The organism is Nonlabens dokdonensis DSW-6, assembly GCF_000332115.1.
GTDB classification, from domain to species: Bacteria; Bacteroidota; Bacteroidia; order Flavobacteriales; family Flavobacteriaceae; genus Nonlabens; species Nonlabens dokdonensis.
This window is the reverse complement of record NC_020156.1, coordinates 792310-818330: the sequence shown is the minus strand read 5'-3', so window position 1 is coordinate 818330 and position 26021 is coordinate 792310. Positions and strand designations below refer to the sequence as shown.

General features: G+C 36.1%; 33 protein-coding genes. 20 read left to right on the top strand and 13 right to left on the bottom strand.

Going from position 1 to position 26021, the window contains the following annotated elements; genetic code table 11:
* Positions 1-109: 109 nt before the first annotated feature.
* Positions 110-1255 carry a BamA/TamA family outer membrane protein gene (locus DDD_RS03700; protein WP_015361408.1) on the top strand — a complete coding sequence of 382 codons (1146 nt, stop codon included), beginning with the start codon at positions 110-112 and terminating at the stop codon, positions 1253-1255.
* A gap of 76 nt (positions 1256-1331) precedes the next feature.
* Here the strand turns inward: DDD_RS03700 and DDD_RS03695 are convergent, their stop codons facing one another.
* A complete protein-coding gene (locus tag DDD_RS03695) occupies positions 1332-2255 on the bottom strand; it encodes a LysR family transcriptional regulator (RefSeq protein WP_015361407.1) in 924 nt (307 codons plus the stop codon).
* Positions 2256-2346: 91 nt separating this feature from the next.
* Between DDD_RS03695 and DDD_RS03690 the strand changes: the two genes are divergently transcribed.
* The 9 genes from DDD_RS03690 (at position 2347) to DDD_RS03650 (ending at position 8246) form a co-directional block, all read left to right on the top strand.
* On the top strand, positions 2347-2613 hold the full coding sequence (locus DDD_RS03690) for a hypothetical protein (RefSeq protein ID WP_015361406.1): 267 nt from the start codon (positions 2347-2349) through the stop codon (positions 2611-2613).
* Between the two features lie 17 nt (positions 2614-2630).
* The gene (locus DDD_RS03685; protein WP_015361405.1) at positions 2631-2924 is read left to right on the top strand and encodes a hypothetical protein; all 294 of its coding nucleotides are present in this window, start codon (positions 2631-2633) and stop codon (positions 2922-2924) included.
* A 21-nt stretch (positions 2925-2945) separates the two neighbouring features.
* Positions 2946-3908, top strand: a complete 963-nt coding sequence (locus DDD_RS03680) for a sodium-dependent bicarbonate transport family permease (protein ID WP_015361404.1) — start codon at positions 2946-2948, stop codon at positions 3906-3908.
* An 80-nt stretch (positions 3909-3988) separates the two neighbouring features.
* Positions 3989-4399 carry a DUF983 domain-containing protein gene (locus DDD_RS03675; RefSeq protein ID WP_015361403.1) on the top strand — a complete coding sequence of 137 codons (411 nt, stop codon included), beginning with the start codon at positions 3989-3991 and terminating at the stop codon, positions 4397-4399.
* A complete protein-coding gene (locus DDD_RS03670) occupies positions 4377-5003 on the top strand; it encodes a Crp/Fnr family transcriptional regulator (RefSeq protein ID WP_015361402.1) in 627 nt (208 codons plus the stop codon). Before DDD_RS03675 ends, DDD_RS03670 begins: the two co-directional genes overlap by 23 nt.
* 61 nt (positions 5004-5064) lie before the next feature.
* Positions 5065-5868 (top strand): sulfite exporter TauE/SafE family protein, encoded by an 804-nt coding sequence (locus DDD_RS03665; protein ID WP_015361401.1) that lies wholly within the window; start codon positions 5065-5067, stop codon positions 5866-5868.
* Positions 5869-5890: 22 nt separating this feature from the next.
* Positions 5891-7222, top strand: a complete 1332-nt coding sequence (locus DDD_RS03660) for an MBL fold metallo-hydrolase (protein WP_015361400.1) — start codon at positions 5891-5893, stop codon at positions 7220-7222.
* Positions 7223-7271: 49 nt separating this feature from the next.
* Positions 7272-7829: a YeeE/YedE family protein gene (locus DDD_RS03655; protein WP_041566908.1), complete on the top strand. Its 558-nt coding sequence runs from the start codon at positions 7272-7274 to the stop codon at positions 7827-7829.
* A 3-nt stretch (positions 7830-7832) separates the two neighbouring features.
* The gene (locus DDD_RS03650) at positions 7833-8246 is read left to right on the top strand and encodes a DUF6691 family protein (protein WP_041566907.1); all 414 of its coding nucleotides are present in this window, start codon (positions 7833-7835) and stop codon (positions 8244-8246) included.
* A gap of 216 nt (positions 8247-8462) precedes the next feature.
* On the opposite strand, the gene DDD_RS03645 is transcribed toward DDD_RS03650, so the two are convergent.
* Together DDD_RS03645 and DDD_RS03640 are read right to left on the bottom strand one after the other, a co-directional pair.
* Positions 8463-9137 carry a LytR/AlgR family response regulator transcription factor gene (locus DDD_RS03645; RefSeq protein ID WP_015361397.1) on the bottom strand — a complete coding sequence of 225 codons (675 nt, stop codon included), beginning with the start codon at positions 9135-9137 and terminating at the stop codon, positions 8463-8465.
* 4 nt (positions 9138-9141) lie between these two features.
* Entirely contained in the window at positions 9142-10152 is a 1011-nt protein-coding gene (locus DDD_RS03640) for a sensor histidine kinase (protein WP_015361396.1), read from the bottom strand.
* Positions 10153-10424: 272 nt separating this feature from the next.
* On the opposite strand from DDD_RS03640, the gene DDD_RS03635 reads away from it, so the two are divergent.
* The 8 genes from DDD_RS03635 to DDD_RS03600 all read left to right on the top strand — a co-directional run bounded on the left by DDD_RS03635 (position 10425) and on the right by DDD_RS03600 (position 17142).
* On the top strand, positions 10425-11408 hold the full coding sequence (locus DDD_RS03635; RefSeq protein WP_111474631.1) for a YHYH protein: 984 nt from the start codon (positions 10425-10427) through the stop codon (positions 11406-11408).
* A 264-nt stretch (positions 11409-11672) separates the two neighbouring features.
* Complete coding sequence (locus DDD_RS03630) at positions 11673-12386, top strand: hypothetical protein (RefSeq protein WP_015361393.1); 714 nt, start codon at positions 11673-11675, stop codon at positions 12384-12386.
* A 17-nt stretch (positions 12387-12403) separates the two neighbouring features.
* Positions 12404-12733 carry an EF-hand domain-containing protein gene (locus DDD_RS03625; protein WP_015361392.1) on the top strand — a complete coding sequence of 110 codons (330 nt, stop codon included), beginning with the start codon at positions 12404-12406 and terminating at the stop codon, positions 12731-12733.
* 31 nt (positions 12734-12764) lie between these two features.
* A complete protein-coding gene (locus DDD_RS03620; protein ID WP_015361391.1) occupies positions 12765-13751 on the top strand; it encodes a YHYH protein in 987 nt (328 codons plus the stop codon).
* A gap of 11 nt (positions 13752-13762) precedes the next feature.
* Positions 13763-14374, top strand: coding sequence for a DUF6702 family protein (locus tag DDD_RS03615; RefSeq protein WP_015361390.1), 612 nt, complete (start codon positions 13763-13765; stop codon positions 14372-14374).
* Positions 14375-14474: 100 nt separating this feature from the next.
* Positions 14475-15470 (top strand): YHYH protein, encoded by a 996-nt coding sequence (locus DDD_RS03610; RefSeq protein WP_015361389.1) that lies wholly within the window; start codon positions 14475-14477, stop codon positions 15468-15470.
* A gap of 2 nt (positions 15471-15472) precedes the next feature.
* Positions 15473-16060, top strand: a complete 588-nt coding sequence (locus DDD_RS03605) for a DUF6702 family protein (RefSeq protein WP_015361387.1) — start codon at positions 15473-15475, stop codon at positions 16058-16060.
* Between the two features lie 29 nt (positions 16061-16089).
* The gene (locus DDD_RS03600; RefSeq protein WP_041566906.1) at positions 16090-17142 is read left to right on the top strand and encodes a YHYH protein; all 1053 of its coding nucleotides are present in this window, start codon (positions 16090-16092) and stop codon (positions 17140-17142) included.
* Between the two features lie 16 nt (positions 17143-17158).
* Here the strand turns inward: DDD_RS03600 and DDD_RS03595 are convergent, their stop codons facing one another.
* Positions 17159-17377 (bottom strand): hypothetical protein, encoded by a 219-nt coding sequence (locus DDD_RS03595; protein ID WP_041566905.1) that lies wholly within the window; start codon positions 17375-17377, stop codon positions 17159-17161.
* Between the two features lie 13 nt (positions 17378-17390).
* On the opposite strand from DDD_RS03595, the gene DDD_RS18225 reads away from it, so the two are divergent.
* Positions 17391-17606: a hypothetical protein gene (locus DDD_RS18225; RefSeq protein WP_236613393.1), complete on the top strand. Its 216-nt coding sequence runs from the start codon at positions 17391-17393 to the stop codon at positions 17604-17606.
* A 332-nt stretch (positions 17607-17938) separates the two neighbouring features.
* On the opposite strand, the gene DDD_RS03585 is transcribed toward DDD_RS18225, so the two are convergent.
* The 8 genes from DDD_RS03585 to DDD_RS17820 all read right to left on the bottom strand — a co-directional run bounded on the left by DDD_RS03585 (position 17939) and on the right by DDD_RS17820 (position 22536).
* A complete protein-coding gene (locus DDD_RS03585; RefSeq protein ID WP_015361383.1) occupies positions 17939-18781 on the bottom strand; it encodes a universal stress protein in 843 nt (280 codons plus the stop codon).
* Between the two features lie 12 nt (positions 18782-18793).
* Complete coding sequence (locus tag DDD_RS03580; protein WP_015361382.1) at positions 18794-19183, bottom strand: hypothetical protein; 390 nt, start codon at positions 19181-19183, stop codon at positions 18794-18796.
* Positions 19184-19237: 54 nt separating this feature from the next.
* Complete coding sequence (locus DDD_RS03575; protein ID WP_015361381.1) at positions 19238-19465, bottom strand: hypothetical protein; 228 nt, start codon at positions 19463-19465, stop codon at positions 19238-19240.
* A 15-nt stretch (positions 19466-19480) separates the two neighbouring features.
* Positions 19481-19906 carry a hypothetical protein gene (locus DDD_RS03570; RefSeq protein ID WP_015361380.1) on the bottom strand — a complete coding sequence of 142 codons (426 nt, stop codon included), beginning with the start codon at positions 19904-19906 and terminating at the stop codon, positions 19481-19483.
* A gap of 12 nt (positions 19907-19918) precedes the next feature.
* On the bottom strand, positions 19919-20338 hold the full coding sequence (locus DDD_RS03565; RefSeq protein WP_015361379.1) for a GreA/GreB family elongation factor: 420 nt from the start codon (positions 20336-20338) through the stop codon (positions 19919-19921).
* A gap of 24 nt (positions 20339-20362) precedes the next feature.
* Positions 20363-21667 (bottom strand): Glu/Leu/Phe/Val family dehydrogenase, encoded by a 1305-nt coding sequence (locus DDD_RS03560; protein WP_015361378.1) that lies wholly within the window; start codon positions 21665-21667, stop codon positions 20363-20365.
* Between the two features lie 148 nt (positions 21668-21815).
* Positions 21816-22181, bottom strand: coding sequence for a hypothetical protein (locus DDD_RS03555; RefSeq protein ID WP_015361377.1), 366 nt, complete (start codon positions 22179-22181; stop codon positions 21816-21818).
* Between the two features lie 175 nt (positions 22182-22356).
* Complete coding sequence (locus tag DDD_RS17820) at positions 22357-22536, bottom strand: hypothetical protein (RefSeq protein ID WP_146250763.1); 180 nt, start codon at positions 22534-22536, stop codon at positions 22357-22359.
* A 255-nt stretch (positions 22537-22791) separates the two neighbouring features.
* On the opposite strand from DDD_RS17820, the gene DDD_RS03550 reads away from it, so the two are divergent.
* Entirely contained in the window at positions 22792-24681 is a 1890-nt protein-coding gene (locus DDD_RS03550) for a hypothetical protein (RefSeq protein WP_015361374.1), read from the top strand.
* Positions 24682-24683: 2 nt separating this feature from the next.
* Here DDD_RS03550 and DDD_RS03545 read toward each other — a convergent pair whose 3' ends face one another.
* Positions 24684-26015 (bottom strand): sigma-54-dependent transcriptional regulator, encoded by a 1332-nt coding sequence (locus tag DDD_RS03545; protein WP_015361373.1) that lies wholly within the window; start codon positions 26013-26015, stop codon positions 24684-24686.
* Positions 26016-26021 lie beyond the last annotated feature (6 nt).

The following is a 26021-nucleotide window of genomic DNA, read 5'->3' as shown; positions in this document are numbered from 1 at the left end:
TGACCTCATATTTAAATCGTTTTATGATTAGATTTGAACCTTTGTACTTTTATAAAACAACTATATTACTCTTAAATAAACTTCATTGAAATACCACTATAAATTCTCCATGCCTAAGGCATGCTGTATTCTTTTATTTTTTATCACTAGTTTCTCTGCGCAATCACAAGTAGTAGAAGACATAAAAGAGTTTTTTACATTTTATCCTAACAAAAAAGCAGCTGAGCGCGATTCTACTCTATATAAACAAAAATTCATTGCTGCGCCAGTAATGAGTTATGCACCAGAGACAAATTTTGCCTTTGGTACAGGTGCAAAGTATCTGTTTAAGTTTAATGGTAGTGGTGAAGAAACAAGAACTTCAAATATGCCCATCACGCTTCAGTATACTTTGAATAGTCAGTTTTTCCTATATTCTGGATTTGAAATTTTTACAAATCAAGAAGAATGGGTTATAGAGGGAAATCTATTATTTCAAAATTACCCTAGATTGTATTATGGTATAGGAAAAGATACACCAGACAGTGCAGAGGAGCAATATGATTACAATCAATTTCTTTTTGAGCCTATATTTTTGAAACGTATGTTTCATCGGTTTTTATTTATCGGTGGTGGAGTCAGGTACAACCATATATACAATACGCAAATTGAAGAAGATGGTTTAATAGCTCAAAATAGGCCAGACGGTTTTGACGGTTCTACATCAGTAGGAGCTGAGGTTGCGGTACTCTTTGATAGCAGAAGCAATATTTTAAATGCCCAAGATGGGTGGTATTTGGAATTCACTCATGGGAAATATTTTAAGGCCTTGGGCGGAACTAATAAATTTAATCTTACCAGATTTGATATACGTCATTATTTTGATGTGTCAGAGAAAAATGAAGATATATTGGCTGTTCAATTAATAGGTCGTTTTACTCGAGAAGATATTCCTTTCTCTGAGTATGCGTTTTTCGGGAGTAGTGAGATCATGCGTGGTTATCAAGAAGGAAGATTTGTGGAGCGCGACATGCTAGCGACCCAAGTGGAATATAGAAAAAACTTTGCCGATTCTAGATTTGGTGCGGTGGTTTTTGCGGGAACAGGAGATGTTTATAGAAATGTTAGCGACTTCAGGTTTGGTGATTTAAAACCTAATTACGGCGCTGGATTGCGTTTTAAACTAGATAAAACTGAAAATCTAAACATTCGTTTTGATTGGGGATTTGGTCGTGGAACAAACAGTTTTTACTTAAGTATTGCTGAGGCTTTTTAGAGAGAACGTGTCGTTTTTTATTCCGCTTTCGCGAAAGCGGAACCCATAAACTACGTTGAAATAAAAGCTTGATATATCACGATTTTGATACCCAAGTGAAATGTTTTTTAATAATATCTTCTTTGTTTTCAATGATGTAATCTTTGAATGCAAGAGCCGCAGGAGATAATTTTTTCTTCTTGAGCCATATTAAATTCCATTGAGTTTTTATAGGTAAACCAGTATAAGGAATGATTTCAATTTCTCCTCTGTCAACAGCATTTTTAATCCCTATAATGGGCATAATTGAATAACCTAATCCAGCGATTACTGCTTGCTTAAGGGCTTCATTTGAGGTGAGCTCTATTTTTTTACTTGCCATTAGGTTTTTTCCTTGAATAAAGCTTTCCATAGCGTTTCTGGTTGCAGAGCCTTCTTCTCTATACAATAGTGGTTCTTTAGAAAAAATTAGATCCTTTTTACCTTTTCGACTGTTTTCTCTTTCTGCATTACCTACTAGAAAAAGTTCATTTTTCATAAGTGGTAAAGCTTCCAAATCCAGATGATCTGGTAATACAGAAACTAATGCAAAGTCAACCTTATTCTTTTCAAGATCATGAATAACGTTCTTTTTATTTGTGACATCCATTGAGAAATCTACGCTTGCATGTTGATTCAAAAACCCTGAAAGAAAATAAGGCATAACATATTTACCAGTAGAAACTATCGAAAGCTTCAATTTACCAGCTAATTTTCCTTGAAATTGCTTGGTTCTATATTCTATCACCTGGACCTCTTCCAAAATACGTTTAGCAGTTGCAGCTATTTCAAGTCCAAAATCTGTTACGTACAATTGCCTCCCTATTACCTCAGTTAAAGGAATAGGAAACTGTTCTTGAAACTTTTTGAGTTGTATAGAAACCGCTGGTTGAGTTAAAAATAATACTTCAGATGCTTTAGTAATGCTCTTTTTATCTACGATTTGTAGAAATATTTGAAGTTGGTGTAACGTATAATGCATAATTTTATTTTATGTATTTCATTACAAATATAAATAAAAATTAACATTTAAAAGATCGCATCTTTGCCACGGATTAATAAAAAATAGAAAAATGATACAACAATTAAATTCCAGAGAGAAAGATGATCGTTCCATGCGAGCAAGTCAGACGATACATATTTTACCTTATTTAAATTTAGACCGTTTAATTCAAATCCTTAGATATGCTTTAATCTCAATAGTTGCTATCGCATATTTAGTTGTAAGTATATTTTGTCTTATTGAAGACCATCCTATGTCTAAATATTTAATTATGCCTATCGCTATTGTGCTATTACTAGTGATTATACATATTTCTTTTAAATCAAAAACCGCCTAAAAATAATCCCTAATACTATGAATGCAAGTAAAGAAGTTATGACAAAAGTTCAATTAGTCGACAGCAAATTTTCTCCATCAGAGGCCGCAGATGTGGTGAGCAGCTTGATTAGAGAAAAGATAAATTTTCATAAACTACATAGACTTTCTATGTGTGAAGGAAATGTGAATAGTAATACTAAATATGACGATAGTCGCGTAGTAGAACTTGATTTAGAAAGAAAAAAGTTTAAAGAGATCTGTCGCGAGGCAAAGGCAAATGGCAAAAGAATTAAGATCAATGGTATTTTAGAAATTGAAATTATAGACTAAACACTCACTCAGTCACTTCTAATGGATTTACATCTACTGACAGATAACCTGTCTAATCCTGCCCTGTTGTTTTTTATTTTAGGATTGTTTGCCTCTCAAATAAAAAGTGACCTTGAGATTCCTAAAAACTCTTCTAAGTTCATTTCCTTATACTTACTCTTTGCTATAGGGTTCAAAGGTGGGCAAGAATTATCTCATAGTGTGTTTACTGCCGATATTTACTGGGCTGTGTTTATAGGAATCGCTCTTGCGATTATTGTTCCATTATATACCTTTTTTATATTAAGGTTGAAATTTACGGTAGAGAATGCTGGAGCGATTGCTGCTGCATACGGTTCAGTAAGTGCGGTAACATTTGTAACAGCGATTAGTTATCTTGAAATGGAAGGCATTCCCTTCGGCGGTCACATGGTCGCAGTAATGGCACTTATGGAAGCACCATCTATAATTGTAGGAGTCTTACTCATGAGTTTATGTAGTAAAGATCAAGATCGTTCTGCAGGTAAAATTTGGGGTCTGGTAAAGCACGCAATAACAAATGGAAGTGTCATACTTATTTTGGGAAGTCTAGTAATAGGATATATAGCAAGCGATGCGCAGGCCGCTGGCATAAAGCCTTTCACTACAGACTTATTTAAAGGCTTTCTAGCCGTTTTTTTACTGGATATGGGTATTACTAGTGGTAAAAAAATAGGTGTATTAATCAAAAAAGGTTGGTTTGCTCTAGTTTTTGCAATTGTAGTTCCTTTGATTAATGGTTGTGTTGTTGCGCTTCTTTCTGGTTGCGTGATTAGTGAAACTGGTGACCGATTATTGATTGCCATACTTGCCGCCAGCGCATCTTATATTGCCGTTCCAGCAGCTATGAGAATTGCAGCGCCTAAAGCTAATCCTAGTCTCTATTTGCCTATGGCTCTTGCGATAACTTTTCCACTAAATATTACTTTGGGCTTACCATTGTATTTGTATCTAATTCAAGGATAGTTTTAAATTGTATATTGACGGTTATGTAACATAGGTTACCGATACCATCTTTTGTGTCTCATAAATTTGAAAAAATTTATATGATGCTTCAAAAAACCATGCTATACAGTATTCTTTTTTTAAAATGCCCACAATGTCGTCAGGGTGAGTTTCTAGAGGCACATCCTTATAAATTTTCAAAAATGAACAGCGTTAGAGAACGCTGCCCTAAATGTAATTTAAAGTATTCTATAGAACCTAGTTTTTATACCGGTTCCATGTACGTTTCTTATGGTGTAGGAATCGCTTTTGCAGTTGCTGCTTACATGATTTTATTGATCCTAGGTTTCGCAGATAGTCCTCTAAGAATTTTTATCATAATCGTAATAACCTTAGCAGTGTTTTTTCCTTATATTGGAGCTATATCAAAAGCTATTTGGGCGCATTTTTTCTTTAAGTATGATCCAGTTAAAGCACAAGAGGTAAAAAATGATTCAAGAACTTCACAGTAATTATGGCTCTCAATTTGAACCACAACTAATAGAAGAAATTCAAAAGGTCGCTACTTTTATGGAGGTTCCAGAAGGACAGCATCTCATCCAGCCTGGACAGTATATAAAATCAATGCCTTTACTGCTTTCTGGTAGCATCAAAATAATGAGACCAGACGACCATGGTGAGGAATTATTACTTTATCATCTTGAAAAAGGCGATACTTGCGCTATGACAATGACTTGTTGTATGGGAAATACGAAAAGCGAGATTCATGCTGTTACAGAAACACCAGCCCAAATACTCATGATTCCTATAGGTAAAATGGAAGAATGGTCCAGCAAATACAAGTCGTGGCGCAATTTTGTTTTTAATAGTTACCATGAGCGAATGATGGAATTATTAGAGAGCATTGATAATATTGCATTTAACAAAATGGATGAGCGACTAGAAAAGTATTTGATTGATAAAGTTCAAATTCTTAAGAGTAAGCATATTTATATTACTCATCAAGAAATTGCAAATGACCTGCATACTAGTCGTGTAGTGATATCTAGATTGCTTAAAAAGATGGAAAATAATAAGGTGATTAAATTACATCGCAGTTTTATACAAGTCATGTAACACTTGTTACAAAACCTCTCGATAGAGTACTCTAAATTTGCCTCAATGTTAAAAACAAACCATGGAGGTAATTGAAATTCTAGGCTATATAGGTGCTCTTTTTATAGGTCTTGTTTTAGGGCTAATAGGTGGTGGTGGTTCTATACTTACTGTTCCCATTCTAGTGTACGCGCTTTCTCTTAATCCTGTAATAGCAACCGCATATTCTTTATTTGTAGTAGGAACAACCTCTTTAGTAGGAGCAGTTAAAAATATAAGCAAAGGTATGGTCGATTTCAAAACTGCGATCATTTTTGCTATACCAGCATTTGTTGCTGTGTACCTCACAAGAGCCTATTTAATTCCTGCAATACCAGAAGAGCTGTTTGTAATTAATGGTTTTATAGTAACAAAGAATCTAGCCATAATGTTATTCTTTGCGATGATTATGTTATTAGCTTCAGTTTCTATGATACGTAATAAAAGAGAAGAAAGTACAGTAGACACGGTTATTGATTATAACTATCCATTGATCATCGTAGAAGGTCTAGTAGTAGGAACGATTACAGGTATCGTAGGAGCAGGTGGTGGTTTTCTCATTATACCAGCGTTGGTTTTGTTAGCAAAACTACCTATGAAAAAAGCGGTGGCAACATCTCTTTTTATCATAGCTATTAAATCACTTATCGGTTTTTTAGGTGATGTTCAAAATCTAGAAATCGACTGGATTTTCCTTCTGTCATTTACAGCCATATCAGTTGTAGGCATTTTTATCGGTATCTGGCTCAATAACTTTATTGACGGGAAGAAACTTAAAAAAGGATTTGGATGGTTTGTTCTATTAATGGGAGTTTATATTATTTATAAAGAAATTACAAAACAGTAATACACTTAAAAATTATACAATTATGATCATAAAACAATTTGAATACAAACCACTGTCACATTATTCCTATGCGGTAATCAGTGAAGGTAAAATGGCAGTGATTGATCCAGAAAGAGATGCTAGTATTTATTACGCTTTCGCGAAAGCAAACAATGCAACAATTACAGTTATAATAGAAACACATCCTCATGCAGATTTTGTAAGCTCTCATCTCGAAATGCACAAAAAAACAGGTGCAACTATTTACAATAGCGTTAAAACTGGGGCAGATTATCCACATAAATCTTTTGACAGTGGTAATGAGATAAAGCTTGGGAACGCTACTTTGAAAGCATTGAATACTCCAGGACATTCACCAGACAGTATCACAATAGTTGCTAGTCAAGACAATGAAATCGCGCTTTTTACAGGAGATACTATTTTTATAGGAGACGTAGGAAGACCAGATTTGAGGGAAAAAGCAGGGAATCTAAAAGCAAAACGTGAAGAACTTGCCGAGATGATGTACGAGACCGTAACAAATCAATTTAACGATTTACCAGATCACGCTATCATTTATCCTGCTCATGGAGCTGGGTCGCTATGTGGTAAAAGTTTAAGCGATGCAGCTAGCAGCACGTTAGGAGATGAGCGTAGGAACAGTTGGGCATTTCAAACCCAACCCAAAGAGGCGTTTATGAATACTTTGTTAGATGGGCAGCCATTTATCCCATCTTATTTTAGTTATAACGTTGCTATAAATAAAGCTGGGGCAAATGATTTGGAGCCTTCTTTAAAGTCCATTGCTTTTTCTGAGCAAACTAAGGCAACTGGATTGATCGTAGACATGAGAGATGAAGCTTCTTTTAAAAAGGAACACTTAGAAGGTAGCATCAATATTCAAGCAGTATCTGACACATCAAAATTTGAAACTTGGTTAGGAGCAATTATAAAGCCAGAAGAAGATTTTAAACTAGTGATTGATAAAGCAGAAAATAAAGACAAATTATTGCACCGTATTTCTAAAATAGGATATGAAAAGCAGTTGAAAGAGGTGATTACCTTATCAACCGAAAACTTATCACAAACACCTCAATTAGACTTAGAGCATTTTAAGGACAACTTAGATGCCTATACGATTATCGATATTCGCAATCAGAGTGAAATCAATGAAGGGAAGATGTTTGAGAATGCTCTTGAGCATCCATTAAATGAGTTACGCGACACGGCATCAAATATCCCATCAGAAAAACCTATCGTGGTACACTGTGCCGGAGGTTATCGTAGTGCGGCAGGTAGCAGTATCGTGCAGGAAGTCTTGAAAGATGCAGTTGTATATGATCTTAGCGACGCTGTGAAGCAGTTTCAAGATTAAACTTACGTTTAAAAATAAGATACCATTAATTACTTAATACTTTAATTATATGAATTGGATTTATGATCCTTGGCCTTGGTATGTTGCTGGGCCATTAATAGCATTAACTATGTTCCTACTGTTGATAGTAGGTAAGAAGTTTGGAATGTCATCTCCACTTAGAACAACATGTTCTGCATTTGGAGCTGGAAAAGCAGCTGGCTTTTTTAAGTTTGACTGGAAAGCCGAAAGATGGAACTTAATTGTAGTTCTAGGAGCAATTATAGGTGGATTTATTGCTTCTAACTTCATGAGTGATAACACAGTAAAAATTCATCCCGATGTAGCACAAAAACTAGCTGATGAATATCAAATAACCAGCGCTGGAGAGGCTTATCTTCCTAATGAAATATTTTCCATAGATAGTTTAAGGAATCCGTCAAGTATTGCGATTCTTGTTATCGGAGGATTTCTAGTAGGTTTTGGAGCACGATATGCTGGCGGCTGTACATCAGGTCATGCTATTTCTGGTTTAAGTAATTTACAATTGCCATCTCTTATTGCTGTCATAGGATTTTTCATAGGTGGTTTAGTAATGGTTCATTTTTTATTTCCTTTAATTTTTTAACTAATGAGATATATTATTTATTTATTAATCGGAATCTTTTTTGGGATAGTCATGTTCAAGTCTGAGGCTGCCTCTTGGTTTAGAATTTATGAAATGTTTGAATTTGGCAGTTTTCACATGTACGGAATAATAGGGTCTGCATTGATATTAGGAGTTTTGGGTATTCAGATTGTAAAAATTAAAAATATCAAAACCATTGATAATAATAATATGCAACTGCAGCCCAAGGAAAGAGGAATTACTCGTTACTTAGCTGGCGGAATTATTTTTGGACTAGGTTGGGCGTTATCTGGTGCATGTCCTGGTCCTATGTATGCATTAGTAGGAGCTGGTTTCCCTACGATATTATTGGTATTATTAGGCGCTTTGGTAGGAACCTTTGTATATGGACTCTTAAAAAACAAACTACCTCATTAGCATTTTCTTTTGAATATTTAAACTAAGGTTTCAAAATATTGACTTTTAACTTTTGAAGAAAAACAAAACCATGTTTCAAAAAAACATGGTTTCTTGAGTGATTGTGACCTCAATGGGACAGAGTTCAAACTTTTTGAAGTAGGATATAAATTTAAACCCCTCACTTTCAAGTAGTAAGTATCAATGTCTTCAAAAATCAGATTAGTTTATAAGGTTTCAGCCATCAAACAATTCTCTCTTCACCATCTCAAAATAACTATCACTAACTGGTATTGTTTTATCAGTAAGCACCAAGTCTCTTCCTTTTAAACCAGTAACTTTTTCTTTATGAATTATATAAGAACGGTGAACTCGCATAAATGTATTTGGTAAAGATTCCATTAATTTGGCTAGAGACTGATAGACCATTACTTTTTTGCCTCCTACAAGATGATAATTGACATACTCACTATCACTTTCTATATAAATGATCTCATCATAAGATATCTTGTGTAAATCATATCCAGATTTCAACGTCAGTTTACCGTTTGTCACATCAGTTTGTGCTGGCAGTTTTTCTACTGCGGTTAAAAAGCGTTTAAACGTGATGGGTTTTAATAAATAGTCTAGTGCGCTCAATTCAAAACCCTGTAGTGCATATTCAGAATAAGCGGTGGTAAAAATAACTTGAGTGTTTGTTTTTTGAAGTAATTCTGCTAAGTCCGTACCTTTTAAATCGGGCATTTGTATATCTAGGAATACTAAATCTACTTTATGTTGCTTTAAATAAGCCAGCGCCTCCAGCGGATTTTCAAAGGAAGCTTTTAATTCTAGAGAACCAACTTTCTTAACATACGTCTCAAGTAAAGCTCTTGCAAGTTCTTCGTCATCTACAATGATACAGTTTGTCATAGTACTACAAATTTAGAGAAAGATGCACGGTAAAAGTATCCTTATTTTCCACAATAAGTTTGTGCTTATGAGGATATAATATCTCAAGCCTTTTTTGCACATTGGGTAGCCCAATTCCTCCTTGCGCATCAGCAATTACAAGGCTTTTAGGCTTACTATTTTCTACTTTAAAAATAATATGTTCTTCGTCTTGAGTCAAGGATATATGAACAAAGCTGTCAGCGCCTTTCTCGATTCCACTATGTTTAAATGCATTTTCAATATAGGGAATAAACAGCATAGGTGCTACTCGTGATGCTTCGTTTTGTACCGCTTTCGCGAAAGCGATATCATAGCCCTTGCTACTTTTCAATTTAAAAAGTGAGATATAATTTTCTATATAATTGATCTCTTTTTGAAGTGGTACCTTAGGTTGCTCGCAGTCATAAATCACATAGCGCAACATCTCAGAAAGTGTGCTGATGCTTTCTTGTGTTTTCTCAGAATTAGTTACTGAAAGTGCATAAATATTATTAAGTGCATTAAATAAAAAATGCGGATTGATCTGCATTTTGAGCATTTTCAATTCACTTTCTATTAATTCCGCTTTCGCGAAAGCGATACCTTTCTCCTTCTCTTGTGCATATAAAAAGGTCTCCAAAATAACCGCTAAGGTGCTTGAAATTGTGAGAATCAAAAGATGTATAGGATACCGGGCAAGCAAACCTCGTGGCGGTCCTCCATCAGGAAGGTCTATCGGTCTATCCATGGGTGGCGGTGGTCCTACTTGCGAGGCAAAATAGGCCGAGATAAACAAAACCGGAATGGTGATCAAAAAGAAAACCCTGTACTTTTTCTCAAATAACAATTTGGGTACTGCATAATAAATAAGACCTATAAGTAAAAGTATTTGTAAGATATAAGTGAGTGCGTTTCTCTCTAGAAATGCTGCATCTCCTCTACTACCTATCCAGATAATTCCCCAAATAAGGAGCCATAAAATGACCTGAATCAGTAAGCGATATGTTCTTTTCATACCACAAATAACGTGAATTTAATCGTAGTCGATGTGGAAAATAGCCTGATTTGAACTACTCATTGTTTTGAACTGTTGAACAAAAGATTGCGTTCACTGAAAGTAAATACCCATTCGCTGAAAAGCGGTTATCGTGATTTTACTATTCATGTATTTGCGAGTCATAAGAGAAAGAAAAGATTTTTATGATTGGTTAGTTGGTTTGAGAATACCTCGCAAGAAATTGCGAGGTTTCTTTAAAAATCAACAATCTTTTAAACTCAGGAAATAATATGAAACGATATAAAAATATACATGTACTAATAGCAGTAGGCTTGCTGGTTCTTACTGTTAGTTGCAAAAGTGGACAAAGCAATGAAATGCACAGTCACGATAACACCATGCATTCCCATGGAGGTGAAAGTCACACACACAATGACGTAGATTATTTTAAATCTTATACGCTGGAAGATGCACAATACGGCACTAAAACGGTGGTTAGGGTAACGAATAACTCACGTAAGATGGTAACAAATGCTTTGCCTAATCACGACACAGGAACTTTTCCTAATGAAGGTAATCCCAATACAATTACCGCTCAAGATAGAACTTATACATTTCCTATCGTGCCCAAATATATAGGAGAAGCAAAATGGGTCAGAGAACCTGGAGTAGCGTTAAATGGTGTAAAGTTTGAGCCAGAGACTGCCGAGATGGTTTTTTGTGAGAGTGGAGAAAATTACCGTGTGGAGGCAAAACAAGATTTGATTGCGATGGGACTGGATCATAACAATGCGCACGTACAACCTACAGGAGCTTACCATTATCACGGCACGCCTACATCAATGATTTCAAAGTTTGATAAAGGAGACGATTTAGTTCATATAGGTTTTGCTAAAGATGGATTTGCCATGTATTATTCAAAAAGCGCCGCATACTCGCCAAGCTTTAGATTATACAGTGCCGCTCGTGAAGGAGAAGACTGTGCTTATGATAGACCAGGAAACCATATAGATGTAAAAATGGAAGATAGTAAACCTGACGGCACATTTGTCTCAGACTGGGAATATGTAGAAGGTCTAGGTGTTCTAGATGCTTGCAACGGAACTGAGATCAATAGCACGTATGCCTATATAGTTACAGATACTTATCCCTATGTGCCTCGCTGCTTAATGGGTGAATTTGAAGAAGAACGACATGGGCCGCCACCTGGGCAAGACGCTGTTTCCAGAAGTGGACGACCATCAAATGGAAATTTGCCCAAACATGATCATTAAAAACCTTATTAATTCTTAAATAGAAGCCCATTTATTTTACTGAGTAAAAGCCTCTTTTCACTTAAAGAAAACACGTACTCATTGATAATTTAAAAGTTGCTTTCAACAAGAATATACATTTACTCTTAATTTGAATTAGCCGTTCCATTTATGAGTTTAACTTTTCAGAAGGGCTTGAAATAAATAAGCTCTTTTGAGAAGTCATTTTAAAAACTAACTAATACTACCAAAGCGATGAAGTTTCTAGGAAAATTTCGAAGAAGGATGATACTCGACGGTAAGTTCAAGAACTACCTATTGTATGCCGTGGGAGAAATTGTTCTCATTGTAGCTGGGATTCTCATCGCTTGGAAAATTAATAACCTAAACGAATTAAGAAAAAGTAAAATAGTCCAAGTTAAGATATACGAGAGTCTGTATGAAGAGCTTGAAACAAATTTGATTGTTTTAAATACTGCTTCAACTACTTATGAAAGTACATCGGCAAATTTAGAAAAGACTTTAGCCTACATAGGACTGCAACAAGACCAATTAGACAACGAAGCACGAGAAACAATTGTTCAAATGAAATTTAGAAATTCTAATTTAAGAGATGAAGCTTTAAGTTCCATTAATGCAACAGATAAGTTTCAATTTGTAGAAAACGATTCTTTGAAAATATTAATTGCTCAATATCCTGCTCAAATCAAGGAGTTTATGGAACAAGAAGTAAAACTGAGAAGTATTGTAGAAGGTAAGCTTAAACCTAACTTAGAAAAACACCTCTCATTAGTAGATATGTTGCCAGAAAATTCAAAATACAAGCGCATCAAATCGTATGTAAAAGAATCTGACTATGCATCACTATTGAATAGTAAAGAATATCAGAATGCTGTAATTGATCTTTTGTTACAAACAAAAATACAGATGAATATAGCAAACAAGATTAAAAATAAAACGGAGACACTAGCCTCAAAACTAAGTCTTGAATTAAATTAAATTAAAAATTAAATCTTATGAAAACCTTAAACATCTTAAAACTAACCATGTATTCTATCGCAATGATGTCTCTTGCAGCATGTGGTAGCTCTCAAAGCTCCAGCTCAAACACACAGCAAGGACAACATGGTCAAGAAAGACCTACAGCAAGTCAAATACTCTCAGAAATGGATGCCAACAAAGATGGCAAACTTTCTAAAGATGAAGTAAAAGGACCACTAGCTCAGGACTTTGATACCATCGATACCAACGATGATGGATTTATAAGCAAGGAAGAATTAGAAAACGCTCCACAACCACAACGTAATAACCAGCGCGGCGGGCAACGTGGCGGCGGTAGAGGATAATACTATTTAACTAACAGATAAAAATACCATTATGAAAAATTCAATCATTAAAACAAGCTTTTTAAGTTTAGCGATTGCGGTTACCGGCTTTACCTCTTGCAGCGGCGATGATGATCAACTTGATGACGATACATCAGGAGATGATACCTTAGTTATCAACGTAGAACAATCCAATTTTACAGGTGTCACTGTAACAACGGTTCCTTGTACACTGTCAGATGGAACGTTAACAGATTGTTTTCAAATTACAACTGGTAGTATCCCTACAGATCATCAAGTAGGCCCATGGTGTCCAGATAACATTGCAGATGGTGCAGATGGTGGTGGAATATGGCTGGAAAGCGGTCAGGTATATGATGTAGATGGCGCTTTTGTACAAAACATGGCCACATTTTATAATGATCCTACTTGGTTGATGTATGATGCAAACGGCGATATTTTTGTAACCGATAACGAGCAGGATTGTATTAATGCTGCAAATCCTAATGTAGGTGCTCAATATGAAAATTTTTGTGTAGAATGTCTTCCGTCTTATATCACAGGTCTGGAGCAAACCTGGACTATTCCTATTACACCAGTATTACAACAAACAGCTACTCTATTTGCCACTGGACCTGGAGGACCTCCAGGAGGAAACAGCGCTCCATCCACTCGTGGTATCGCACTTAACGGAATAGAATTTTCAGCGCCAGCGCCAGTAGATAATATTTTAGGTGCTTATACTCTAGCTCCATTTGACGATGCTGGTGGACATATCAATGTGAATCAAGGATATCATTATCATGCAGCAACCGGTTTCAGTACTGAAATTGCCCAAAGCGATGGACACGCACCATTAATAGGTTATGCACTAGATGGACATGGAATATATGCAATGACAAATGTAGATGGAACTACAGCAACTGACCTCGATGCATTGAGAGGACACACTGATGATACCAGAGGTTATCATTACCATGTAGACGCTGCCGGAAACAATAATTTTATTAATGGGCTTCAAGGAGCCTATGCCAACTAAAAGTAATTATTATGAAAACTTATCTAATCACACTTATTCTAGGGTTTATTTCAACCCTAGGATTTGCACATCAGCCAGAAGTATCATCTACCGTACTGGCGCAAAAGGAAAATAACGTTTGGGTATTGCAAATCAGTGCTTCACTTACGGCATTTCAACAGGAGATCAACATTCATTATGCAGATACGCCTTATAAAACTCCAGAAGAATTTCGGGAAATGGTTATTGAGCACATTAAAAATAAGATGAATCTCAAAGTAAACGGTGCTCAGCTCAACTTTACTAACGGTGCTGTTCATTTAGGTCATGAAACTAAGGTGATTTTTGAAGTTCAAGAATTACCGGAGGATCTGAACTTTATTGAAGTTACTAATACGGCTTTTGAAGATATTTATAACAGTAAAAGCTTCTTGGTTGTACTAAAAGATGGCGTGGATGAAAACAAGTTTGTCCTATCAAAGGATAATGGTTATCACGCTAATTTGTTACTCACAGGTAATAAACTCGTACAAAATCAGGAAAGTCAGGCGTCACTATTTTCATGGCCTTTGATTGCTGGGATTTTCGGTTTGTTATTTATTGGGCTTTTAGTAGCTCGTTTTAAATCTAAGCAAGCAGCTTAATGTAATAATACATCTAGAGATCAGTCTTAAAAAGATTTTGTTTTGAAAATCACGCTTTCGCGAAAGCGGAATAAAACTAACTAATATAAAAATTATTGATATGAAAATTAATAAAATCATCACCTTAGCAACCTGTTTTGGCCTCGTAATTACGGCCTGTTCCAGTGACGATACTTCTGGCGATAGTACTACTTTAACCGATACGATTATTAAAGAATCTATGTTTAATAGTGCCTCATTAGCATCCTTTGAAACCGTCACCGCCACATTAGAAGATGGGACTTCTGCAGAATGTTTTAGAATCACTTTTTCCAGTAATCCTGTGGCGAGCGGTCCATTTTGTCCTACGACAATTAATGACGTAGCTGGAATGGGATTTTATGATGGAGCTACTAATCCTGGATTGCGCGTTTTTGCAGCGGCACTTTTAAATGATATCGAGGCAGATGGTTATGATATGGTGAATAATGATGGTACGGTAAATGTTGACTTTTTTAATGGAGCCACAGATCCTAATTTATCGTATTGTCTTGAAGCGCCTGCAGATGATAGTTTGCAGTTAGTGTTTACCATTCCTGCTTATCCAAAGTTAGCCACGAGCAACAATGTGATTACTGAGGTTGAATTAGTAGGACTTTCTTTAGATGGAGTGCCTTACAATGGTGATCCACCATCTGCAATAAATGGCCCTTCCATGGGTGGTCCAGGCGGCCCTGGTGGTGGTACCAGTACCCAAATCAATTTTCCATCTGTTGATCCTTGTGGTGGACATCACGATCCAGCCGGTTACTATCACTGGCATCTTGTGCCGCAGGTTGCAAATCAAGTTTTAGCTGCAAATGGTATCACTGAAATTTCTTGTACCAACATTGCACAAACTAATGATGTAGAACTTGTAGGTTTTGCTAAAGATGGTTTTCCTATGTATGCTTATGAAACAGAGCCGGCAGATCTAGATGAATGTGGCGGTAGAACTGCGTCAACAACAGAATATCCAAATGGAACCTATCACTATGTTGCCAGCACACTGTCAGCACCTAATGTTCCAGCATGCTTAAAAGGTGTAGCTGCGGCAAATTCATTTCAATTCCAGTAGTTATGAAACGTGCCTTATCAGTAATTATAGTTTTCTTGTTTTCAGTTGTTGCATGTGCTCACAATCCACTGTCAGCTCGTTATACGCTGGTTTCTGATAAGAATGCGTGCGTATTGGAAATTTCATTGAGTCAGGATGGGATTAATCAAGCGTTAATAAATACTTATGGAAAAGATTTTATGACAAATATGGATTCCAAGGCTTTTAAAGAGCTGATCGTTAATTACATCAAAGAGCATTTTGATTTACGTATAGATAATAGAAAACTAGAATTAAGCGAAGGAGGAATTAGATTAGGAGGCCATCAAACAGATTTAAAATTTGTATTAGACCCAATTAAGGATAATATCAAAATTATTGAGGTGGCAATTCCTGCATTTAAAGAAAACGGAGAACACCAATCTATTTTCTCTTATACTATAAATAGTTTACATGATAGAGCAATTATAAGCAGTCGCAATGATTATCAGACCGTTTTCTATCCGAATGGAGCACCTTCAAGATTGCCTTGGCTCGTTGGTGGATTTGCAGGTTTAATAGCAATAATAATCGCAATCTATTTAATAAGAAGAAAGCGAGTTACGGCTTAAATAACATAACAGTTAATAATAAATTAATCATGAAGAATCTTATTTTGATTGGTGTACTAGTCATAGTAACATCTTGTAAAACTTCTAATAGTAGGAATTACACATCTGACAAACTTTTAGAAAATGTGATTGCCGTAGAAGTTTCATATTTTAAAAAAGCCAATCCCAATACAAAAATCACCGTAGTTGATTGTACACTCTCTGATGGTACTAAAACAAAGTGCTACGAGATTGTTACCAATAGTGTTCCTACCGATCATCAGATGGGACCTTGGTGTCCAGAATCAATCACCGACGATGCCAGCGCAGGAGGAATATGGTTAGAAGGTGGTAAAGTCTATGATGTGGATGGTGCATTTGTAAAAAATATGGCTACATTTTACGATGATGAAACTTGGCAGATGTATGATGAAGAAGGAAATATTTATGTGACCAAGACCGAAGAAGATTGTATTAATGCAGCCAATCCTTACGTAGGTGAAGAATATAAAAATTATTGTGTAGAATGTTTACCATCTTTCATTACAGAAGTGTCGCAAACTTATATGATTCCAGTTACTCCTGTACTTCAAAAAAATGCTACCATGTTTCAAGGACCACCTGGTGGTAATCAAGCTGGCAGACCTGAACAAAATGGAGCCCGACCACCGCGAGGAGAAAGACCAGAAGGTGGAGGACCACCACCTCGTGGAGACCGCGGCGGAATGCCGTCTACAAGAGGTATCGCTTTAAATGGTGTTGAGTTTTCTGCACCAGCACCAGTTGACAATATTTTAAGTGCTTACACTTTGGCACCTTTTGATGACGCAGGCGGGCATATTAATGTGCATCAGGGATACCATTATCACACCACTACAGGTTTAAGCACAAAAATTGAACAAGAAGATGGCCACGCTGCCCTAATAGGATATGCGCTAGATGGCATAGGCATTTACGAATGTACTGATGCTAGTGGAAACAAAGCAATAGGTCTTGACGAACTACGTGGGCATAGTGATACAACTAGAGGTTATCATTATCACGTAGACCAAGCTGGCGCTAACAACTTTATAAATGGGTTAAAAGGTGCTTATGCTAAATAGATTAAATATCCTTTTACTAATAAAATGATTTATAAAATAAAATTTTTAAATATCTAATTACAAGAGCTTTAAATGTAATTGTGGCTACAGCAGGATTAATTTCCATGATTTTAAACGAAGCATATTGTGCAAATAAGAAACCATACATCGCTTGGAAATCGATGCTAATTTTATTTTCCCACTCGTTTTTGAAAGTTGAAATAACTTTCATCGCCAGCAAGAAAAACAAAACCATGTTTTTTTAAAACATGGTTTCTTGGTTGATTGTGACTACGACAGGATTAATTTCATTGATCCTGAGTAAAGTCCATGCTGCAAATACAACTGCCAGCCTTTGCAAGTCTGTTGTCATAAAACAACAAACCTTGATCAAGCGAGCTTGTCAAGGTTTTTATGTCCTAATCCACAACGCAGTTGTGAGTGATTGTGACTACGACAGGATTAACTTCATTGATCCTGAGTAAAGTCCATGCTGCAAATACAACTGCCAGCCTTTGCAAGTCTGGTGTCTTAAAACAATAAACCTTGATCAAGCGAGCTTGTCAAGGTTTTTATGTTTTAATCCACAACGCAGTTGTGAGTGATTGTGAACTCAACGGGACAGAGTTCAAACTTTTTGAAAGAAGATATAAATCTAATTATCTCAAAATCAGCTCAAATGAGAGTTTGATGATTTATGAGATATTCACGAGCTTGGAAAAGGCGCAAAAACCAACCAACTTAGCAGAGCAATGATTTGCTAAGAAGATTAGTCCTGCCACCTTAAAATATCTGCTATTATCAAATGTTGTTGTTTCTAAGCGTGCAGCGCAATTAAAGGTGTACATTGTAAAGGGCCAAGATTGACAATTTCAGAATTTTCAAATCCGAGCCTTCTCCAGATGTTTGGTTTTCTATCTACAATTGATAAAATACAATCAGGATGTGATTGAGCAAATTGCTTTATATCCTTCTTAGTGTTCAAATATTGAACTGGTACTACGATATCATTTAAATTATAAATTCTATTAATCGTGTGAGCAAGATTTGACTTTTGGGTTGAAGTTAAATCACTGGCCTGATTAAAAACAACTAATCTTCCCTTACCTTTTACTAATCGAAGAAGTTTACTCCAGCTTTCAAGTTCTTTTATTGAAATTGCTTTTTCGAAACTGGATGCCAAAATAAACTCTTGATTCTTACGTATATTTGCTGTATGTGGTATAACCATTACCGGACATTCTCGTATGCTTTCGATGATACGCTCCGTATTTTTACTATACTTTTTTAATGAGTTATCTTCTTTACTTTTCCCTAAGAACAAAACTATATCAATATCTAAAGTCTTAACGGTTTTCTTAATCCCATCAATTAAATCTGAACATTCAGAAATTTCATTAAATTGATGTTTCTTGCTTTTGTTGATTGAAGAGTATTTTTTAATCAAACGACCTAAAATCTTTTCAGACTTTAATTTTGGCTCATCAAACCAATCATCATCTGCCTGAAGTAAACTCAAAGCGTCGAGACCATTCACACCGTATGAGTAGGTGTTCAAAAAGAAAAATTCGCAATCTTCTCTTTTAAAAAACTTTATAGCATAATCTATGGCTTCAAGACTATGTTGGCTTGTGTCAATAGGTATCAGAATTTTTTTCATAATCTTAAATTTTTATCTCCGCTTATATTTGGAGAGGTTGGTATATGCTACATTTTTAAGTTGCCTGAATTCATTATTAAGTTCATTATAGTGACTCCTGTATTTCTCGTGCTCTTTGGCTCTCGTTACATTATATTCTTGTTTTCCAAACTCTAATTCTTTCTTTAATGCTTGTTCGTACTTACAGAGTAATCCCATTACCAAAGTATTTTTTCTTCTGAAACCTATTAGGGTATTAGAAAATACACTGTTTTTAATTAATTGTGATTCGATGATTTTTAAGTGCTGTAATTCTTCATTTATATATTCTACAGTAGTGATCCAGCTACTAAGCTCAATCAAGTCCTTCTTTATGAATAACCTGCGATAGTCATCAATTTTATGGTGTAAGGCTGTATTCAAAAACTGATTTATTGTTTCAACACGGGATATTTCCTCCCATTTGTTGGGTTATTATTATCGCCTTCCTTTAAGACGGACTTCAATCTTCTTTTTCTTAACTGTGATTTCTTTCATCAAATCCATTAATGATGCTTCATTAGTTTCCTTAAAAAACTCATTGATGGCCAGAATAAGCCTTTTACCTTCTCGCGAAGCTTTTACACGGTCGCTGGTGGACATATTACTCATACTGGTATCAAAATAGTCTTGAGCTTCAGACTTTAATGTTTTGATTTTTGCCATAGTTCATTTATAATTTTATGCTGATAGTGCTTGCTTGTTGATGTTATTTTGAAGCTCGGCAAAAAAGGCATCTTTCAGTTTTCTGTACTTTTCTATGTGAAATTGATACATTCTTCGGCATTTCTCGTGCTCTTGAATAAAGGACATATCGCATTGCATATCCTGGCACTCTATAATAGATGTGCGCGTATTCTTAAAGCTTAGTAGCTGGCTAAGGATGACATCATTGTCCACAAGAATCATTTCAAAACGCTGAGATACTTTTTCTCTTTCCAGTCGTATTTCCGTTGGTTGTGAATTAAAAAAAGTAATCAAATTCTTGAGTTCCCTGTTTACATAGGTTAGATGATTTATCCAGTTATGTAGTTCCATAGTGTTTATCTTGTGTGCCACTTCTACATCACTATCGTGAGCGTATATTTCTATATTTGACGTTTCCATATTTTTCTGTTTTTAAATAGCTACTTCAATTTTATTTTCCAATTCATCTTGTTTCACCTCTTTAACCGTTAGGTGCTTCATCCCTGAAGGGAATTTCCATTCTATAACATCTGCTTCGGAATAGCCGAACAAAGCAGAACCCATAGGTGTTAGAATAGAAATTTTATTTTCCTTAAGGTCTTTGTCATTTGGTGCTACAACCTGAAGACTCTTTTCCCAGCCATTATCTGATGCTACCGTCACTTTACTATTAAAGCGTATGACGTCACCGGGCATATCCCACTCATCAATTATTTGAGCGTTCTTAAGTTCATCACTCAGCTTTTGCAGTGACTTTTGAGTCTCAAAATCTTCTGCATAGCCTGAGATGTTGAGTATGCGTTTTAAAAACACATACTCTTTTTTCTCTATTATTAAACTTCCGTATTTCATTTCTTTAGATTTTAAATCCCATTTTTAAGGGAAAATTCCACGTTGTATATAAGCCTTTTCTATACGCTTAATTGCAATACAAAAGGCTGCGGTTCTAAGGTCTAATGATTCCGCTTTCGCGAAAGCGAATACCTTATCAAAAGATTCTTTCATCTTCTTATCCAGCTTTGCCATTACTTCATCCAGTTGCCAAATCTCTCCATTACGGTTCTGCAACCACTCAAAGTAACTCGCTATCACGCCACCAGAGTTGCAAAGGATGTCTGGAATTATGGTCACGCCACGCTCTAAAAGTGCGTGCTCGCCTTCTACATTTGTAGGACCATTTGCACCTTCGGCAATAAGTCGTGCCTTGATTTGTGAGGCATTTTCCTTAGTTATCTGGTTGCCCAATGCCGCTGGTATGCAAATATCGCAGTCTGTTGAGAAGAATTCTTCATCATCCAGTTCAAACGCCTCTGGAAAACCTTTTACTTTTCCATCATTAATCTGTGTGTAATTAAATATATCTTTTACAGATAGCCCATCGCTATTATGTATGCTGCCCGATGCATCTTGTACGGCAACGAGTTTTGCGCCATCTTTTTCTAAAAAATAGGATGCCCAGTAGCCCACGTTACCAAATCCCTGAACGATAAACTTTTTACCTTTAAGTGATTCGTTGTTCTTATCTGCCCAAAATTTAATGTTCAAATACACGCCATAACCTGTAGCACGGTCGCGACCTTCCAGACCACCGCTACCATCTGGTTTTCCAGTAACCACGTGCTGGTTTGCCGTACGCTCTGCTGGCGGGCGAGTACTCATATAGGTGTCTGCTATCCAAGCCATTGTCTGGCTACTTGTGTTTACATCTGGTGCAGGGATATCGTGTTCTGGACCAATATTGTCTGCCAGTGCAAATGTGAACCTACGCGTGATGCGTTCCAGCTCGCCTTGTGAGTACTTAGATGGGTCGAGTTTAATACCGCCTTTACCGCCACCGTAAGGCAATCCTGCAAGAGAGGTCTTCCACGTCATCCACATTGCGAGTGCTCTTGCAGCATCTATATCTACCGTAGGGTGATAGCGCAGTCCACCTTTGTAAGGTCCTAATGCATTATTGTGCTGTACGCGGTAGCCCGTAAAAATCTCAACCTCGCCATTATCCATCTTTACAGGGAAGTTTACGACGATTTCATTATTTGTAATAGATAGAATCTTCCTGATGTTTGGGTGTAGTTCTATCTGGTCTGAAGCGCTGTTAAACTGCTCCATCACATTGTCCATCATTCCCTTAAGGGCGACTTTCTTTGTTTTCTGTTTTGGTATTGCGGTCATTGTGGCCATATTGTTATATTTATTTGAAGAGGCGGTTGGTTACGCTTCTTTCGTTATACTTTCTTATGATATACTCGTGTCTTCTTTGTTTATCGCTTAACTTCTTTTGAGTTAATGCGTTCTTTGCGTTTATACTCATTGTCTTGATTTTAAGTAGTTACTTGATGTTTACTTCTCCAGCGCCTAATGCATCTTCAAAATGGACAGTCATACTTGGGTATGCGTTAAAAAACTTTCTGCCATTGGCTCTTTTTACCTTAATCTTGGTAATGTCCTTTTTAGTAGTTCTTACCTTCGTCACAACCACATATTCGCCGTCTAAATCTGATGGGCTTCCTATGCCGCCTCGCTTCTTTATAAAATTGAGCTTAGGGAATTTTACATATTTATACTTGCCTGACTTAGGCTCGTTGAGTTCTAAAGTGTCTCCTACTTTAATTTCATAATTTGCAAGGTCATTTTCTTGTGCTTGAGCGGTTAACATTCCTAATGTCAAGATGCTTGCGATTAAATATTTTTTCATTTTAATATAGTTTTGGTTTTAAATTTCCGTGACGTAGCCTACTTCGGTTTCTGTAGCTGAAAGGACTTGGTTTTCCAGGTTCAAAAGTTACTTTTGCTTCAGACATACGCCCGACAGTAAGTGCGGTAAATAATGCGTTAAAAATCATAGCTTTCTTTTTTTTTCGATTTATAGTTTATGCCATTGCCATTTCTGGTTGGGCTTTTTTTAATTTTGTTTTTATGGGTTTGACCTGCTTTTCAGCTTTTCCTTCTTGGTATTCACTACAAGACCAAACTTGGTTTTTTTGAGTAGTCAATACACAGGTGTTTCTAAAGATGCACGTAGGGCAAATATTAAATGTGTTTGGTTTCATAATGCGATTATTTTGTTTGATATACTATAGGCAATCTATATGCCAGCAGGTGTGCCGAAAAATGTTATGTACTGTAAAACCCTTGTTGTATATGGGTTTGTACGCTTTCGCGAAAGCGGAATGAAGAAAGTGATATGGTTAGTTATTACTCAGATGGGTAGTATTAAACCAGTATTATTTTATACCTGATGTATCAATAATTTTAGTTTGCAAGAATTTAAACTATATTGATTCTATCATCATTTTTTAAAACCTATGGCAAACGCTGGTCCAACACGCAGAACCGATTTATACTTAAGAGCAGAATATCCAGAGATTAGAACTATCATTTATCGCTTGACCGAAAATGAGTTTGCAATTTACAGCGAAGATTTCCCAAATGAATTTGAAGAGTTTAGGAAAAAATTCAACTTTGAGATAAGGCTTATATCAGCTGTGGTTGAGCTTATTAACAATAGACCCAATGACTATTTAGAAATAATAGAACCTATTGCAGATAAGGATATTTCTAAAGATTTTGAAGGGATACCAATGTCAAAAATTTCATTGTTCAACCTGTTGCACTCTAAGTTTCCAAAAATTAATTTTCACAAACTGAATGATTCGGCTGGTGTTGTAAATATTCATATTGCAGACTACTCAATCAAAGAAGGAAATACAGAGAAACTTATTTATATCAATAAGTTTGAAAAGGAACGTTTAGAGAAGTTCCTAAAGAATCTTAAGACAAACATTGACTTCAACATAATTGTTGAAAAGCACGAAAAAAAACCAGATATTGAGCGTGTGAATACTTACAATCCCGTAAATTTTATCTACGCCTCAAATTTAGCGCATAGAAAAGCCTCAGAATTCTACAGGCGCGATGAGGCATTGTGGTATGACAAGGTTGATAAAATATTTGAGGGTAATTTTAAAAAGAAAGACTTATACTTTTACGACGACAATAGTTATTCTTGCTATGTAGATTATAGTATTTTCCCAAATATTGATTTGAGAAACCATCTCTTTTTATATGAAGTAATATACCTAACACCACCGTTTGAAAAAAATATTGCTGCGTGGTTAAAAGAAAGTAAAATTGAACGAAAGGAGTTTTTGGGACTTGTTGAAAGAAAGCGTATTATGTTAGTACTCACACAACCAGAATTTAGATATGACGGTGGTTTTATAAGAGATGTTTATGCTATTGACCCAAACGCAGTTATCACAAGACGAGCTCTGGCTTGTATGCAACAGATTGATTTAGTAGAGAAATACAACAACTACATTTTTAAAGATGTAGCCGATTTAAAGGACGTTAGAAAATTTACTACTGCCATTGCAGAAAAATTGGGCAAAGACCCAAATACTTTGTTCAACACAATAGTCTGGCCTATAAAAGCACTTAGAAATTCATTTGAGGCACTGAATGAAAAAGGTTTAGTTAGTGCTTCTGTTTATGGAGTAAATAAAATAATAGAAAAAGGAGCCAGTGCAACATATGGGAAGGACTTAGAATTTGAATATACCGTCAACTCTCCGTCAATACATTTGGCTCACTCGCTTAATGCTACATACTTCCCGTTTAGAGGTAAAGATTACAGTGATGAATTTTATGCGAGCACTATGGGAACAATGCTCAATTTTTATAAAAATGCAACACCTCAGAATCTCAAAAGTTTTGTTGAAAATGATAAAAGAGCTCAGACAGGTGTGCCAATCATAAATCCCATTGACTTGATTGAAGTCAATGATTTTATATCAATTACAGAACTGGAATCTCATTTGTCACAAGATGTTGTCTTTCCAAATAGCAAAGCGCTTATAGAATCATTAGCTCATTTAGATGAAAAAGAGCGCTTAAAAAAGATAGAATTTTATAACAAAAAAGTTGCCGCCAAAGTGAATAGAAAAAAGAAAAGTACTGGTGTTATCGATTTAGGTACAAATCTGTTATTGGATGCGGTAGGACTATTCACTGGATTACCTGGGTTAGGCACATTATTTTCAGTCACAAAATCAGGAACTAAATTGATTAATCAAGATGCCTCCGTTAGGAATGTAACTCAAAAAATAGAGAATATTTTGGACGACAGCACAGACTCAAAAAATATAAAATACCTGACAAAAATAAGTGCTGTGGCAAAGTTGAAAAAGAAATAGTTTCAATCCTCCATCTTACTCCTCAAAGTCTTGCGTGTAATCCCTAAAATTTCAGCAGCTTTAGTCTTGTTGTTATTAGTTGCGTTGAGGACTTTCAGGATGTACTTTTTTTCAATTTCCTTTAATGGTAGTAAAGCATCTTCTGGAAAATCGATATTAAATTTCAGGCTGTCCGGTAAATGTTCTACTTCTATAGTGCGGTCGCACATTATGACGGCGCGTTGCACCACGTTTTCTAACTCACGTATATTACCTGGCCAGTCATAACGTTGTAAAATCTCTGCTGCCTCTGGCGAGACGCGCACAAAACGGTCTTTATATTCAACGCCATATTTAAACAGGAATTTATCTGTGAGTAGCGGTATATCTTCTTTGCGCTCCCGTAATGGTGCTACGTTAATTTCAACAACGGTAAGACGGTAATAGAGGTCTTCCCTAAAGGTGTCTTTTTTAATCATTTCCTTGAGGTCGCTGTTAGTGGCTGCAACAATACGAACATCAATTTTATCTGCTTTTTGAGCTCCAACTTTTACTACTTCTTTTTCTTGAAGTACACGTAATAATCGTGTTTGTACTGCTTTTGAGGCATTTCCTATTTCATCGAGAAAGATTGTACCACCGTTGGCTGCCTGAAAGAATCCTTCACGGTTTTTATCGGCTCCTGTAAACGCACCTTTTGTGTATCCAAAAAGTTCAGCTTCCAATAAGTTTTCTGGGATTCCGCCACAGTTTACGGCTATAAATGGCGCTCTTGAGAATTTTCCTTGATAATGTATGGCACGAGCAACGAGTTCTTTTCCTGTACCGCTTTCCCCTTTTATAAAAATGGTGGCTTTGTTATCTTTGACACGTTCTATGATTTGGATGACATCGTTAATCTTTTCTGATGCTCCTATGATTTCTCCGTAGGCGTTGTCTTTTGTTGTTTCCGCTTTCGCGAAAGCGTTAGTATTTGAAACTTGCTTCTTTCCTAAAGATTTATCAATCGCAGTCTTAAGCTCGTCCTTTGTAAAAGGCTTAGTAAGGTAATCTGCAACACCAGATTTAATAGCAGCGAGAGAATCTTGTATGGATGGATAGCCCGTTACGACCAGTTTGGGCAGCGCAGGATAGTGTTCTGAGACGAATTTTATGAGTTCTGACCCATCAACTTCTGGCATTTTTAAATCGGTAATGAGAAGGTCGATTTTTGTATCCCTCAAAATCTGAACAGCCTCTTTTACGGAAACCGCTTTATACGTATGGTAACTCCACGATTGTAAGTGACGCTGCAATAACTCAAGGATATTGATGTCATCATCTACTATTAATATATTTTCTTTTTTTAGCTGCATTAAAAC